Below are 12918 nucleotides of genomic sequence, written 5' to 3'. Positions count from 1 at the left end.
GCGGGCGCGCCGCTCGCCGACGGGGCGAAAACTCGGCCGTTCCTTCGCCCTGGTCAAGCCCGTGCGAGCCGGAGGCCCGAGGCTCCGACTCGCACGGGCGCAGGACGTCAGTCCCGCTCGACGAGATGGTCGGCGTAGGCCTTCGTCGTGAGGAAGGCACGGAACGTCGGGCTCAGGGCCACGTCGCGGAAGACCTCGGCCGCCTCGTCGAAGCGGTCTCCCTCCGAGCGCTCGACCTCGCCGAGCACCCGGTCGACGAGCTCCGACACGTACTCGCGGGTGATCGGCGTGCCCTGCTCGGTGACCTGCTCCTGCCGGATCCACTGCCAGATCTGCGAGCGCGAGATCTCGGCCGTCGCCGCGTCCTCCATGAGGCCGTCGATCGCCACGGCCCCGAGCCCGCGCAGCCAGGCCTCGATGTAGCGGATGGCCACGGACACGTTCCCGTGGACGCCCTCGTCGGTGATCGCGCGCCCGATCCACAGGTTGAGCAGGTGGCGCTCGCGCACCCTGACGTCGTCGCGGGTGCGCTCGAGCTGGTTCGGCCGGTCTCCGAGCACGGCGTCGAACTCCGCCTGGGCGACGGGGATGAGGTCGGGGTGCGCGACCCAGGTGCCGTCGAAGCCGTCCGCTGCCTCGCGCTTCTTGTCGGCCGCGACCCTCTCCATCGCCCGCGCATTCGCCTCGGGGTCCCTGCGGTTGGGGATGAACGCGCTCATGCCGCCGATCGCGTACGCGCCGCGCCGGTGGCACGTCTGCACGAGGAGCTCGGTGTAGGCGCGCATGAAGTCGACCGTCATCGTGACCTCGTTCCGGTCGGGCAGCACGAAGCGCGATCCGCGGCCGCGGTAGGTCTTGATGATCGAGAAGATGTAGTCCCAGCGGCCCGCGTTGAGCCCCGCGCAGTGGTCGCGCAGCTCGTAGAGGATCTCCTCCATCTCGAACGCGGCCGGCAGCGTCTCGATCAGCACGGTCGCGCGGATCGTGCCGTGCGGGATGCCGAGGTACTGCTCCGAGAACGAGAAGACGTGGTCCCACAGGCGCGCCTCCTCCGCCGACTCGATCTTCGGCAGGTAGAAGTACGGGCCTGCGCCGCTGGCGATGAGCTGCTCGGCGTTGTGGAAGACGTAGAGGCCGAAGTCGACGAGCGAGCCCGAAGCGGGCATCGTGCGCCCGTGGCGGTCGGTGAAGAGCAGGTGGTGCTCCTCGAGGTGCCAGCCGCGGGGGCGCATCACGATCGTGGGCGTGCGCTCGGCGGTGACCTCGTAGCGGCGGCCGTCCGGGCTCGTGTACGAGAGGTCGCCGCGGATCGCGTCGCGCAGCGAAAGCTGCCCGCCGATGACATTGCGCCAGGTCGGGCTCGTCGCGTCCTCCTGGTCGGCGAGCCACACGCGGGCCCCCGAGTTCAGCGCGTTGATCGTCATGCGCGGATCGGTCGGGCCGGTGATCTCGACGCGTCGGTCCTCGAGACCCGGCCCGGGGCCCGCGACGCGCCAGGAGGCGTCTTCGCGGATGCGCGCGGTGTCCTCGCGGAAGCGCGGGTCCCGGCCGTTGCCGATCTCGTAGCCGCGCCGCATCCGATCGGCGAGACGGTCGTAGCGCGCGCCTGCGAAGAGCTCGTGCAGCTGGGCGAGGAACGCGAGCGCCTCAGGGGTGAGGATCTCCTCGAAGCGCTCGTGGAGGCGGCCGGCGACCTCGATCGACGGGGCGGTGCGCGCGCGGTAGCGCTCGTCGGCGGCGGGCGGGGCGATGTCGGTGATGGTCATGATGACTCCTGAAGGGAAGAGAAGCGGATGGCCTGAGCCGGGTGCGGCATCAGTGGAACTGCTCGGCCTCGGTGGAGCCGACGAGAGCGAGGGTGGCGCTCGAGGGGTTGAGGGCGGTCGACACGTGGTCGAAGTAGCCGGTGCCGACCTCGCGCTGGTGCTTGGTGGCGGTGTAGCCGTCGGCCTCGGCGGCGAACTCGGCGTCCTGCAGCTCGACGTAGGCCGTCATCGCGCGCTCGGCGTAGCCGCGCGCGAGCTGGTACATCGAGTGGTTGAGGGCGTGGAAGCCGGCGAGGGTGATGAACTGGAACCGGTAGCCGAGCTCGGCGAGCTCCGCCTGGAACGACGCGATCTGGCTGTCGGACAGCGCGCGGTGCCAGTTGAAGCTGGGCGAGCAGTTGTAGGCGAGCATCTTGCCGGGGTGCTCGGCGTGGATCGCCGCCGCGAACTCGCGGGCGAGCTCGATGTCGGGGGTCCCCGTCTCGACCCAGAGCAGGTCGGCGTACGGGGCGTAGGCGAGCCCGCGGGAGATCACCGGCTCGATGCCGTTGCGCACGCGGTAGAAGCCCTCGTCCGTGCGCTCGCCGGTCGTGAACGCGCGGTCGCGCTCGTCGACGTCGCTCGTCAGGAGGTCGGCTGCGAGGGCATCGGTCCGCGCGATCTGGATGGTCGGCACGCCCGCGACGTCGGCCGCGAGCCGCGCGGCGTTGAGCGTGCGGATGTGCTGCTGCGTCGGCACGAGGACCTTGCCCCCGAGGTGCCCGCACTTCTTCTCGCTCGCGAGCTGGTCCTCCCAGTGGATGCCGGCGGCGCCCGCCTGGATCATCGCGTGCGCCAGCTCGTAGGCGTTGAGTGGGCCGCCGAAGCCGGCCTCCGCGTCGGCGACGATCGGGGCGAGCCAGTCGCGGGTCACCTCGCCCTCGGCGTGCTCGAGCTGGTCCTGGCGGAGGAGCGCGTTGTTGATGCGGCGCACGACGGCCGGAACGGAGTTCGCGGGGTAGAGCGACTGGTCGGGATACGTCTGCCCGGAGAGGTTCGCGTCTGCCGCGACCTGCCATCCGGAGAGGTAGATCGCCTTGAGCCCTGCACGGACCTGCTGGACCGCCTGGTTGCCGGTGAGCGCTCCGAGCGCGCGGATGTACTCGTCCGAGTTCAGGCGCTCCCACAGGACCTCCGCGCCGCGGCGGGCGAGGGTCGCCTCCTCGCGGACGGTGCCGCGCAGGCGGATGACGTCCTCGGCCGTGTAGTCGCGCGTGATGCCGTTCCAGCGGGGATCGGCGCTCCACTCGAGGCGGAGCTCCTCGGCCGTCTGGGTCTGGTTGCCAGGGCGGCGACCGGCGGTCGTGTTCTCTTCGGGGGTGCTCATCATCGTGCTCCTCGTGGTGAGCGGCGGGTGCCGCGTGCTGTCGTGAACACAACGATCCGAGAAAGTCGAGCGACTCGGGGACGGTTCGTGAGGAGAAGTTCACGAGATCTTCTGCAGATCGGATGTCCTGTGGCATCATCGGCGCATGGTCGCCGCAGAAGAAGTCGAAGAGGACGGGCCCGACGCGCTCGCCGTGGGGCGCCGCATCCGCCAGCTCCGCGCCGAGCGGGGCATGACGCTCGATGCGCTCGCGGCGGCGGTCGGGCGCGCACCGAGCCAGCTCTCGATGATCGAGAACGGGCGGCGCGAGCCGCGCCTGTCGATGCTGCGCACGATCGCGAAGGCGCTCGGCGTGGGCATCGACGCGCTGCTCGAGGCCGACGCGCTCGACGAGCGGGCGGGCATGGAGATCGCGCTCGAGCGGGCGCTGCGCTCGCCGCGCATGCAGACCCTCGGGATCGAGCCCTTCCGCATCCCCAAGGCCGTCCCCGACGACGTGCTCCGAGCCATCCTCCGCCTGACCGGCGAGATCGACCGCCTGCATGACGAGCGCTCGGCGACGCCCGAGGAGGCGCGCCGCGCGAACGTCGAGCTGCGCCGTCTCATGCGACGGCAGGACAACTACTTCCCGGAGCTCGAGCAGAAGGCGCGCGAGCTCCTCGCGGCGATCGACCACCCGGGAGGGCCGCTCACGCAGCGCGCCGCGAGCGACATCGCGGCGCATCTCGGCTTCACGCTCCACTACGTGCCCGACCTCCCGCAGACCACGCGCAGCGTCGCCGACCTCCGCCACGGGCGGCTCTACCTCTCCGACCGGGTGAGCGGCGACCCGCGCACGGCGGTGCTGCAGGCGCTCGCCAGCCGCGTGCTCGGGCACTCGGCGCCTTCGGACTATCGGGAGTTCCTGCGGCAGCGCGTCGAGCAGAACTACCTGACCGGCGCCCTGCTCATCCCGGAGGATCACGCGGTGCCCGTGCTGCGCGAGGCGAAGGCGCGACGCGCGATCTCCATCGAGGACCTCCGCGACGCCTATGCGGTGTCGTATGAGAGCGCAGCCCACCGGTTCACGAACCTCGCGACCCGGCACCTCGACATCCCCGTCCACTTCCTCAAGGTGCACGAGTCGGGCACGATCACGAAGGCCTACGAGAACGACGACGTCAACTTCCCGACCGACCGCCTCGGTTCGATCGAGGGGCAGCTGTGCTGCCGGCTCTGGACGAGCCGCGTCGTCTTCGACGTCGACGACCGGTTCAACCCGTACTACCAGTACACCGACACGGGCAACGGGACCTACTGGTGCACGGCGCGCGTGGAGCATTCGAGCCAGGGCGCGCACTCGGTGAGCGTCGGCGTGCGCTTCGACGACACGAAGTGGTTCGTGGGGCGCGACACGCCCCAGCGCGGCGTGTCGCGGCACGCGGTCGAGACCTGCTGTCGGCGTCCGCCCGCTGAGCTCGAGTCCGCGTGGCGGGATGGCGCGTGGCCGAACGTGCGGACGCCGCGCACCCTGCTCGCGACGCTCCCGACCGGCTCCTTCCCGGGCGTCGACACGACCGATGTGTACGCGTTCCTGGAAGCCCACGCGCCGCGCGAGCACGCGGACGCGCGCTGAGCGGACGGCGCGCCTCGGTTCGCGGTGCCCATCGGCATGCCGTATGCTGGATGAAGCAGTGCTCCTCTGCATTCTTCCGCTGTGCCTCGTGCACGACGGCAGTCGGGGAGGGGCATTCCTGAGATCGCACGATCTCTAGGGCGGTAGCTCAATTGGCAGAGCAGCGGTCTCCAAAACCGCAGGTTGCAGGTTCGATTCCTGTCCGCCCTGCGCGTCAGCGACAGCTGACTCACGAAAGGTAACCCATGGCCCACGACGCTTCGGGCGGCGAGATCGTCGCGGCGGCTGGCACGACCGGCGGCAAGAAGGCAGGCTTCTTCGCGCGCATCGTGATCTTCATCCGCCAGGTGATCGCCGAGCTCCGCAAGGTCGTCACTCCCACGCGCAAGGAACTCCTGAAGTTCACCGCCGTGGTGCTGGGGTTCGTGGTGATCATGATGGCCCTCGTGTACGGCCTGGACTACCTGTTCTCGTGGGTCACGACGGTGGTCTTCGGCGTCCCGAGCTGATCCAGCCGGTCGGATGACGCGCATGCCCTCTCCGCGCCACAATGGAGAGAGCAAGTCTGCGTGACGCCTCTCGGCGTCCGGAACGGAAGAGAAACCACGTGTCTGAGAAGTATGCCGACGACGTCGACCTGGCGACGGCTGCTGAGCAGTCGAGCGAAGAGGACGAGGCCCAGGAGGGCAACGTCCTCGCCGAGGAGGAGCGCTCGAGCTCGTCCGCCGAGCACAACGCCATGCACGTCGAGGGCGACTTCGACGAGGACTCTGACGAGGACATCGACATCGACGACCCGGAGGCCGACGCGATCGTGAACGACGCACTGAACATCGACGAGGCCGCTGAGGTCGAGGCTGCTGCCGAGGTCCTCACGGACTCCGCGGACGAGGAGGCCGACGAGGCCGCGGCGGCTGCCGCCGAGGAGGTCGCACCGTACGACGGCCCCGAGGTCGGCGACGACGCCGACGACGAGGAGTCGGACGCCGAGGACGACCCCTACGAGGCGTTCCGCCGCGAGCTGCGCTCGCTCGAGGGCAAGTGGTACGTCATCCACTCGTACGCGGGCTTCGAGCGCAAGGTGAAGGCCAACATCGAGCAGCGCAAGTCGACGCTCGAGGTCGAGGACGACATCTACCAGGTCGAGGTCCCGATGGAGGACGTCGTCGAGATCAAGAACGGCCAGCGCAAGATGGTCACGCGCGTGCGCATCCCGGGCTACGTGCTCGTGCGCATGGAGCTCAACGAGGACACCTGGTCGGTCGTGCGCCACACGCCGGGCGTCACGGGCTTCGTGGGCAACGCCCACAACCCGACGCCCCTCCGCTTCGAAGAGGCCTTCAACATGCTGAAGCCGCTCGCGGAGCTCAAGGAGGCGCAGGCCCAGGCCGCCAAGGGCGCGTCGAAGAAGGGCCAGGCGGCCCCCGCTCGCGTCATCCCGGCCGAGGTCGACTTCGAGATCGGCGAGACGATCACGATCAAGGAGGGCTCGTTCGCCGGCCTTCCCGGTTCGATCAGCGAGATCAAGCCCGAGAGCGGCAAGCTCACGGTGCTCGTGTCGCTCTTCGAACGCGAGACGCCCGTCGAGCTCTCGTTCGACCAGGTCACCAAGATCTGACCCGCTTCGCGCGTCGCGAACGCCCCGTCGGCTCCCGCCGGCGGGGCGTTCGCCGTTCAGCGGGCGTGCTGCGCGGCCCAGTGCGGGCTCTGGATCAGGCCGATGAGGTTCCCGAACGGGTCGCTCACCGACGCGGACCACCACCCCTCGCCGCGCTGGACCACGGGGTCGAACGGCGACGCGCCCAGCGCCACGAGGCGATCGACCTCGCCGCGGATGTCGTCGACGTGCAGGCTCGCGAGCGCGCCTCCCGGCTGGGGGAGGACGGGGCGGAAGCGCGCGTCCATGACGGCGAACTCGTCGTCGTCGTCGCCGAAGCGCCACTCCGCATACTGCGCGGGCCCCTCCTCGGGGCGGATGAAGTACGGCGGCGTGCCGAAGACGGCGGTGTACCACGCGACGGCTGCGCTCATGTCGTCGGCGACGACGTTGAGCTGGGCGAGACCACGGAACATGATGTCCTCCTCGATCGGGGCTGATTCCCCTATGCTCGTCGGTGAAGTGATCACCTTCTGATCACTTCAGAAACGGGGTCCACATCCGCGCCGACCGGCTCATCCAGGCGCTCCTCCTGCTGCAGGGGCGCGTGCAGATCACCGCGGCGGAGCTCGCGGCGGAGCTCGAGGTCTCTGTGCCGACCGCGCGGCGCGATCTCGAGGCGCTCGCGATGGCGGGGGTGCCGATCTACCCCACCCGCGGCCGCGGGGGCGGCTGGCGGCTCATCGGCGGTGCTCGCACCGACCTCACCGGCCTGACCGAGGGGGAGGTGACGGCGCTGGTCATCGCCGTGACGCAATCCAGCTCTCCTTCGGCGGAGCGGACAGCGGCCATCCGCAAGCTCGTGCAGGCCGCGCCTGCCCCGTTCCGCGAGGGAGCGCAGCTCGTCGCCGCCGCGACCGTGCGGGACCTGCCGTGGGGCGAGCGCGACGACGGACGCACGCGGTCCGCGGTCGCGGAGCTGCAGCGGGCGATCGCACGACGTCGCCGTGTGCGGCTTGTTTATGGGAGCGCGTCGGCGGGGGAGCACCTCGACCTCGTGCCCCTTCTCGTCGGGAGCCGCGGCGCGAACTGGTATCTGCTCGCCGCCCCGTGCCTCCCGGGGGAGACGACAGCCGATGAGGACCGTCTGCGCACCTACCGCGTCGACCGGATGCGCGAGCTGCGCGCGATCGAGGAGCCCGGTGCGGCTCCCGCGGGATTCGATCCCGCGCAGGCCTGGGCGCGGATGACGGAGCGGGTCGAGCGTCTGCGCGGCGAGGTGCGAGCCATCGTGCGCGTGCAGCCGTGGGCCGTGAAGGCGCTCTGCGACCGCTTCGGAGTGCAGGCTGCCCCGCGGGAACCAGGGGCCGAGGGCGGGAGCGCACTCGTCGAGGTCGGCGCGCAGAGCGCGGATGCCCTGGCTGAGCAGCTCGCCGGGTGGGTCGACGTCGCGGAGGTGATCGAGCCGGATGACGTGCGTCGGGCTCTGCGACGACTGGGCGAGCGCCTCCTCGCGCGATACGCGGATGAGGGCGATGCGGCCGGCTCTGCGATCCGGTAGACTTGTGTGGTTTGCGTGCGCTTTCGCGCGCGCCGACACACCGCCATCCGGATCCGCCGGATGCGCGGGAGAGCGGATGCATCCGGCATTCACTCGATGAGAGGAAGAGGAAATGGCACCGAAGAAGAAGGTGACCGGCCTGATCAAGCTTCAGATCAACGCCGGTGCAGCCAACCCGGCGCCGCCGATCGGACCCGCCCTGGGTCAGCACGGCGTCAACATCATGGAGTTCTGCAAGGCGTACAACGCGGCGACCGAGTCGCAGCGCGGCAACGTCATCCCCGTGGAGATCACCGTCTACGAGGACCGCAGCTTCACGTTCGTCCTGAAGACTCCGCCGGCAGCCGAGCTCATCAAGAAGGCGGCTGGCGTCGCCAAGGGCTCGTCCACGCCGCACACGGTCAAGGTCGCGAAGCTCACCAAGGAGCAGGTCGCCGAGATCGCCAAGACGAAGCAGCCCGACCTCAACGCGAACGACCTCGAGGCCGCCTCGAAGATCATCGCCGGCACCGCCCGCTCCATGGGCATCACGGTCGAGGACTGAGGGGATAACGAACATGGCTACCAAGTCCAAGGCTTACCAGTCCGCCGCCGAGAAGATCGAGGCCGGCAAGTTCTACACGCCCGCTGAGGCCGTCGCGCTCGCGAAGGAGACGGGCTCGAAGAAGTTCGACTCGACCGTCGAGGTCGCGCTCAAGCTCTCGGTCGACCCGCGCAAGGCGGACCAGATGGTCCGCGGCACGGTCATCCTGCCGCACGGCACGGGCAAGACCGCCCGCGTCATCGTCTTCGCCAACGGCCCGGCCGCCGAAGCCGCCATCGCCGCCGGTGCGGACGAGGTCGGCGGCGCCGAGCTCATCGAGAAGGTCGCCGCCGGCTGGACCGACTTCGATGCGGCTGTCGCCGTGCCGGAGCTCATGGGCCAGGTCGGTCGACTCGGCAAGGTGCTCGGCCCCCGTGGCCTCATGCCCAACCCGAAGACCGGCACCGTCACCCCCAACACGGCCAAGGCCGTCGAGGAGATCAAGGGCGGCAAGATCGAGTTCCGTGTCGACAAGCACGCCAACGTGCACTTCGTCGTCGGCAAGGCCTCGTTCTCGGCCGAGCAGCTGAACGAGAACATCGGCGCAGCGCTCGAGGAGATCGTCCGCCTCAAGCCGTCGAGCTCGAAGGGCCGCTACATCCAGAAGGGCGCCGTGTCGACTACGTTCGGCCCCGGCATCCCGCTGGACGTCAACGCGATCGCGTAACACGCCCATCCCGCGAAGGCCCCGTCTCCGGACGGGGCCTTCGTCGTCTCCCGCCCCGGACGCACGTGGGTGTCCGGCCCCCAGCCTGAGGGCTATGCGCGCGGCGTTCCATGTGCGACGCTGGAACGGCGTGAATACCGATATCCGCACGCGCAGCACCACGAGGGGGCACACATGAGCACGACCGACACCCGTCGCCGCAAGGTCTTCGCCGTCCTCGCCGGAGGACTCGTCCTCGGCGTCGGCGCCGCCGTCACGCTGGCCGCCTGGAACGACTCGGAGTTCGCGACGGGGACATTCGGGGCCGGCGCGTTCAACCTGGAGGGCTCGACGACGAGCGCGACGGACGGCTACGCGGACCACGAGACGGCACCCGGAGCGGCCCTCGCCTTCACGCTGCCGCTCGCCGAGAACCTGTCGCCGACCGACGTCGTCTACGCGCCGTTCTGGGTGCGACTCGATGACACGACGACCTCCGACGCGACCCTCGTCGCCGACACCGTCGCGGCCACGGGGGCGAACGCGGCGAACCTGTCGTACGAGGTGTACGCGATCGCCGCCGACGCGACCTGCAGCGCGGCGACCGCGACGGGCACGCTCGTCGCATCGGGCGCGACGCTCGACGCGCTGACCGCAGGTGCCGACGTGGCCCTCACCGCGGGAGACGCCGCGCCCGGTGCACCCGTGCAGCTCTGCTTCGAGGTGACGGCCGGGGCGGGGCTCGAGGAGGGCGGCGACGCGACGGCGACCTGGTCGTTCACGGCGACGTCGGAGTAGTCCCGTGGCGCGCAAGGCCACGCGCGACGCGCGGCGGCGGGCGCCGCGGTGGCGCCGCCTGCGGGCGGTGCTGGCAGGCGGCGTCGTGCTCGGCATCGGTGCCGCCGCGACGCTGGCGGCATGGAACGACACCGAGCACACGACGGCGACGCTCACGGCGGGCACGTTCGGGATCGTCGGTGCGACGAACGGCACGACCTTCACCGAGCACGCGAGTGCGGGCGCGGCGGCCGTCCTGAACTTCCAGGTCGCCCCCACGGCGATGGCTCCGGGCACGACGACCTACGCGCTGTTCAGCGTGCGCACGGTGAATCCCTCGATCGCCGGGAGCGTCCTCCTCACCGCGACCGACGCCAACGCCACGACAGGGCTCGGCCAGTACCTCACGTACGGCGTCCGCACGGTTCCCGCGGCGCAGTGCGACGCGACGACGTTCGGAGCATCGACCGCGACCGTGATCCCGCCGGGCTCGCCGCTCGGTGCCGACGCCGCGTCGTCGCAGAGCCTGTCTGCCAACGGAGCGAGCACCGTCAACTACTGCTTCGCGGTCACGCTCCCGTCGACCGCGCCCAACGCGGCGCAGGGAGCCTCCGTGACGCCGACGTGGCAGTTCACGGCGACGTCCTCGTGAGCGTCCTCGCATGAGCGCTCCTCCGCAGACGCGTCGCGACGCCCGCGCCCGCCAGCGCGCGGGCGTCCGTCGGCGGACGCCCGCGCGCTTCCTCGGCGACGTGCTCCTGACCCTCGCGGCGATCGCGGGCACGGTCTGCATCGTGCTCGTGGTGCTCGCATACCTCTTCGACATCACGCTCATCATGTTCCGCACGGGATCGATGGCTCCGACCATCCCCTCCGGCTCCGTCGCCGTGGTGCAGCGTGTGCCGGCCGCGTCGCTCGACGTGGGCGACGTCGTGACCGTGGACCGCGAGGGCCAGCTGCCCGTGACGCACCGCATCACCTCGATCAACCCGGGGGCGAGCGCTGAAGAGCGCGTCATCACGATGCGCGGCGACGCGAACGAGCAGGACGACGTCGCGCCGTACACGATCACCACGGCGCGGATCGTGCTCTTCTCCGTGCCCGGGATCGCGCCGGTCATCGCGTCCTTCGGCGATCCGCGTGTGCTCGGCGGGCTCTCGGTCGGCGCGGCCCTGCTCGTCGGCTGGGCCTTCTGGCCGCGTCGGGCGGATGGCGCCGAGCGCGCGAGGGAAGAGCCAGCGCCCGACGGCCGGGGGACCGGATGACCCCGCGTCGAGCTCTCTGCCTCGCGGCGGCCGTCGCCGCCGTCGCGCTGCCGACGGCGGCCGTCGCCGCTCCGACGACGCGGGTGATCGAGGGCGAGCACATCCGGATCGAGTCGACGGCGGACTGGGAGCGGATGGCGCAGCTCGAGCCGGGGGAGAGCGTCGCGTGGACGCTCGCGATCTCCGTGGATGCGCCCGACCCCGGGACGCTCGACATCGGCGTCCGCGGCGCGGGCGGGCTCGACCTCGTCGCCGACATCGCCACGTGCGGCGTCGCATGGCAGGGGGCGGAGTGCCCCGAGGGAGCGGAAGTCCTGCGCGCCGACTGGGCGCTGCCGCTCGACGGCGCCACCGACTGGCTGCGGAGCTCGGGCACCGAGGAGCCTGTCTTCGTGCGGCTGGACGTGAGCCTGGCGCCCTCGGCCGTCGAGTCGGCCGAAGCGGAGGTCTCGGTCCACGTGCGCGCGGCCGGCGACGAGGTCTTCGTCGATCAGGACGACGAGCGCGACCTCTCGCCGACGGGCGGCTCGGCCGCGCCGCTGTTGCTCGCTGCGGGAGCCGTGCTCGTGGGTGGAGGCGTCGCCGCGCTCGCCCGCGGCCGCCGCGCCCGGAGGTCGCCGCGATGACCCGGCTCCGCAGGCGGATCGCTGCGCTCGCCCTCGCCGCCGCGCTCGGCGTCGCCGCGCTCACGCCTGCCGCGACGACGACAGACGCGGCGTTCACGGACACGGAGCACGCGAACGCGACGCTGACGGCGTTGCGCCTGCAGCCGCCGACGATCACGGGGGTGACGTGCTCGCGTCCTGCACTGCTCAACCCCGGGGCGGTCTACCTCACGATCACGTGGCGCTGGCCCGACGCCGGAGCGCCGTACTCGGGATACTCTGCAGCGAACGCGTCCTGGACGACGACCGCGATCACACCGGTGGCGGGCTCGCCCACCCCCGCGGCGCCGACGACCACCGTGGCGAACGGCGTCTACACGACGACGTTCACGGGCACCCTTCTCGGGAACCTTCTGGGCGGGCTCAGCAACCTCCTGCTCGGGTCATCCTTCTCGGCGGACGTCGTCACGACCGGCGTCGTCGGAACGGGGACGACCACCTGGACGTCGCCGACGCGCAGCGGTGTGACGATGACGATCCCGCCGCTGGCGGGGGCGAGCTGCTCGGTGAACTGAGAGCCCGACGCTCAGCGGGGGTCGGGCGTCGTCCCGTTGGTGAGGGCGTGGAGGAGGCCAGCGAGGTCGCGGACGCGCTCGACATCCCAGGCGAGGAGGGTGTCGTAGAGCAGGCTCTCGTGATGGGAGCGGGCCTCCTCGAGGCGGGCGATGCCGAGCGGGGTCGCCTCGAGCAGATGCGCCCGTCGATCGCTCGGATCCGGTGTGCGGGCGATGAGGCCGAGATCCTGCAGGTCCTTCACGGTGCGGCTCAGCTGGCCCTTGTCGAGCATCATCCGCTCGACGAGCGTCGACGCCTTGAGCGGGCCGTGCCGGACGATCGCGGTGAACACCTTGTAGGCGCCGGGGTTGAGCCCGGGGGACACGCGGTCTGCGTTCTCGTGGATGATGCGCCGCACGTGCGTCATCAGCTCGCTGAACTCGGCCTCGACCGACTTGATGGCCTCCGCCTGCTCGGGGGAGACGCCCTCGGCGGGCGTCGTCCCCGCAAGCGGGAGCCCGGGTCCGCGCGGGGGCGCGGCGTCCTGGGCGGTGTCGGCGGTCACGGGATCATTCTCTCGGA

Annotated in this window: 15 protein-coding genes and 1 tRNA gene; 12 read left to right on the top strand and 4 right to left on the bottom strand. The window is 71.0% G+C overall.

The genetic code is table 11. From position 1 onward, the window contains the following. Positions 1-107: 107 nt before the first annotated feature. Both aceB and aceA read right to left on the bottom strand, forming a co-directional pair. Positions 108-1766, bottom strand: a complete 1659-nt coding sequence (gene aceB / locus M1D46_RS15610) for a malate synthase A (RefSeq protein WP_456286016.1) — start codon at positions 1764-1766, stop codon at positions 108-110. Between the two features lie 49 nt (positions 1767-1815). After that, positions 1816-3132: an isocitrate lyase gene (gene aceA / locus M1D46_RS15605; protein ID WP_456286015.1), complete on the bottom strand. Its 1317-nt coding sequence runs from the start codon at positions 3130-3132 to the stop codon at positions 1816-1818. 145 nt (positions 3133-3277) lie between these two features. Between aceA and M1D46_RS15600 the strand changes: the two genes are divergently transcribed. The 4 genes from M1D46_RS15600 to nusG all read left to right on the top strand — a co-directional run bounded on the left by M1D46_RS15600 (position 3278) and on the right by nusG (position 6365). After that, complete coding sequence (locus tag M1D46_RS15600) at positions 3278-4747, top strand: helix-turn-helix domain-containing protein (protein WP_456283769.1); 1470 nt, start codon at positions 3278-3280, stop codon at positions 4745-4747. 137 nt (positions 4748-4884) lie between these two features. Next, a tRNA-Trp gene (locus tag M1D46_RS15595) sits at positions 4885-4957 on the top strand. Positions 4958-4992: 35 nt separating this feature from the next. Then, the gene (gene secE, locus M1D46_RS15590) at positions 4993-5256 is read left to right on the top strand and encodes a preprotein translocase subunit SecE (protein WP_271173643.1); all 264 of its coding nucleotides are present in this window, start codon (positions 4993-4995) and stop codon (positions 5254-5256) included. A 98-nt stretch (positions 5257-5354) separates the two neighbouring features. Then, positions 5355-6365 (top strand): transcription termination/antitermination protein NusG, encoded by a 1011-nt coding sequence (gene nusG, locus M1D46_RS15585; RefSeq protein ID WP_456286014.1) that lies wholly within the window; start codon positions 5355-5357, stop codon positions 6363-6365. 56 nt (positions 6366-6421) lie between these two features. On the opposite strand, the gene M1D46_RS15580 is transcribed toward nusG, so the two are convergent. Continuing rightward, complete coding sequence (locus M1D46_RS15580; protein WP_456286013.1) at positions 6422-6820, bottom strand: VOC family protein; 399 nt, start codon at positions 6818-6820, stop codon at positions 6422-6424. Positions 6821-6951: 131 nt separating this feature from the next. Between M1D46_RS15580 and M1D46_RS15575 the strand changes: the two genes are divergently transcribed. From M1D46_RS15575 to M1D46_RS15540, 8 genes are all read left to right on the top strand, one after another. Then, positions 6952-7905, top strand: coding sequence for a helix-turn-helix transcriptional regulator (locus M1D46_RS15575; RefSeq protein ID WP_456286012.1), 954 nt, complete (start codon positions 6952-6954; stop codon positions 7903-7905). A 112-nt stretch (positions 7906-8017) separates the two neighbouring features. Further along, entirely contained in the window at positions 8018-8449 is a 432-nt protein-coding gene (rplK, locus tag M1D46_RS15570; protein WP_271173641.1) for a 50S ribosomal protein L11, read from the top strand. Positions 8450-8462: 13 nt separating this feature from the next. Beyond that, a complete protein-coding gene (rplA, locus tag M1D46_RS15565; protein ID WP_271173640.1) occupies positions 8463-9155 on the top strand; it encodes a 50S ribosomal protein L1 in 693 nt (230 codons plus the stop codon). A 174-nt stretch (positions 9156-9329) separates the two neighbouring features. Continuing rightward, a complete protein-coding gene (locus M1D46_RS15560; protein WP_456286011.1) occupies positions 9330-9932 on the top strand; it encodes a SipW-dependent-type signal peptide-containing protein in 603 nt (200 codons plus the stop codon). A 4-nt stretch (positions 9933-9936) separates the two neighbouring features. Then, positions 9937-10563 carry a SipW-dependent-type signal peptide-containing protein gene (locus M1D46_RS15555; RefSeq protein ID WP_456286010.1) on the top strand — a complete coding sequence of 209 codons (627 nt, stop codon included), beginning with the start codon at positions 9937-9939 and terminating at the stop codon, positions 10561-10563. 10 nt (positions 10564-10573) lie between these two features. Further along, positions 10574-11176 carry a signal peptidase I gene (locus M1D46_RS15550; protein WP_456286009.1) on the top strand — a complete coding sequence of 201 codons (603 nt, stop codon included), beginning with the start codon at positions 10574-10576 and terminating at the stop codon, positions 11174-11176. Further along, positions 11173-11802, top strand: a complete 630-nt coding sequence (locus tag M1D46_RS15545; protein ID WP_456286008.1) for a hypothetical protein — start codon at positions 11173-11175, stop codon at positions 11800-11802. The genes M1D46_RS15550 and M1D46_RS15545 overlap by 4 nt, the downstream gene beginning before the upstream one ends. Next, a complete protein-coding gene (locus tag M1D46_RS15540; RefSeq protein WP_456286007.1) occupies positions 11799-12356 on the top strand; it encodes a hypothetical protein in 558 nt (185 codons plus the stop codon). The genes M1D46_RS15545 and M1D46_RS15540 overlap by 4 nt, the downstream gene beginning before the upstream one ends. A gap of 11 nt (positions 12357-12367) precedes the next feature. Here M1D46_RS15540 and M1D46_RS15535 read toward each other — a convergent pair whose 3' ends face one another. Further along, positions 12368-12901, bottom strand: coding sequence for a MarR family winged helix-turn-helix transcriptional regulator (locus M1D46_RS15535; protein ID WP_271173634.1), 534 nt, complete (start codon positions 12899-12901; stop codon positions 12368-12370). Positions 12902-12918 lie beyond the last annotated feature (17 nt).

This window comes from Microbacterium sp. JZ70, assembly GCF_053903225.1.
The sequence above is the reverse complement of the archived record's forward strand: the minus strand, read 5'-3'. Positions and strand labels throughout refer to the sequence as shown.

Bases quoted from the DNA above. Each gene is read 5' to 3' on its own strand.
- M1D46_RS15580 (WP_456286013.1), bottom strand. From the start codon at position 6,820: ATGTTCCGTGGTCTCGCCCAGCTCAACGTCGTCGCCGACGACATGAGC.
- M1D46_RS15550 (WP_456286009.1), top strand. From the start codon at position 10,574: ATGAGCGCTCCTCCGCAGACGCGTCGCGACGCCCGCGCCCGCCAGCGC.
- secE (WP_271173643.1), top strand. From the start codon at position 4,993: ATGGCCCACGACGCTTCGGGCGGCGAGATCGTCGCGGCGGCTGGCACG.
- M1D46_RS15560 (WP_456286011.1), top strand. From the start codon at position 9,330: ATGAGCACGACCGACACCCGTCGCCGCAAGGTCTTCGCCGTCCTCGCC.
- M1D46_RS15545 (WP_456286008.1), top strand. From the start codon at position 11,173: ATGACCCCGCGTCGAGCTCTCTGCCTCGCGGCGGCCGTCGCCGCCGTC.
- M1D46_RS15540 (WP_456286007.1), top strand. From the start codon at position 11,799: ATGACCCGGCTCCGCAGGCGGATCGCTGCGCTCGCCCTCGCCGCCGCG.
- aceB (WP_456286016.1), bottom strand. From the start codon at position 1,766: ATGACCATCACCGACATCGCCCCGCCCGCCGCCGACGAGCGCTACCGC.
- M1D46_RS15600 (WP_456283769.1), top strand. From the start codon at position 3,278: ATGGTCGCCGCAGAAGAAGTCGAAGAGGACGGGCCCGACGCGCTCGCC.
- rplA (WP_271173640.1), top strand. From the start codon at position 8,463: ATGGCTACCAAGTCCAAGGCTTACCAGTCCGCCGCCGAGAAGATCGAG.
- rplK (WP_271173641.1), top strand. From the start codon at position 8,018: ATGGCACCGAAGAAGAAGGTGACCGGCCTGATCAAGCTTCAGATCAAC.
- aceA (WP_456286015.1), bottom strand. From the start codon at position 3,132: ATGAGCACCCCCGAAGAGAACACGACCGCCGGTCGCCGCCCTGGCAAC.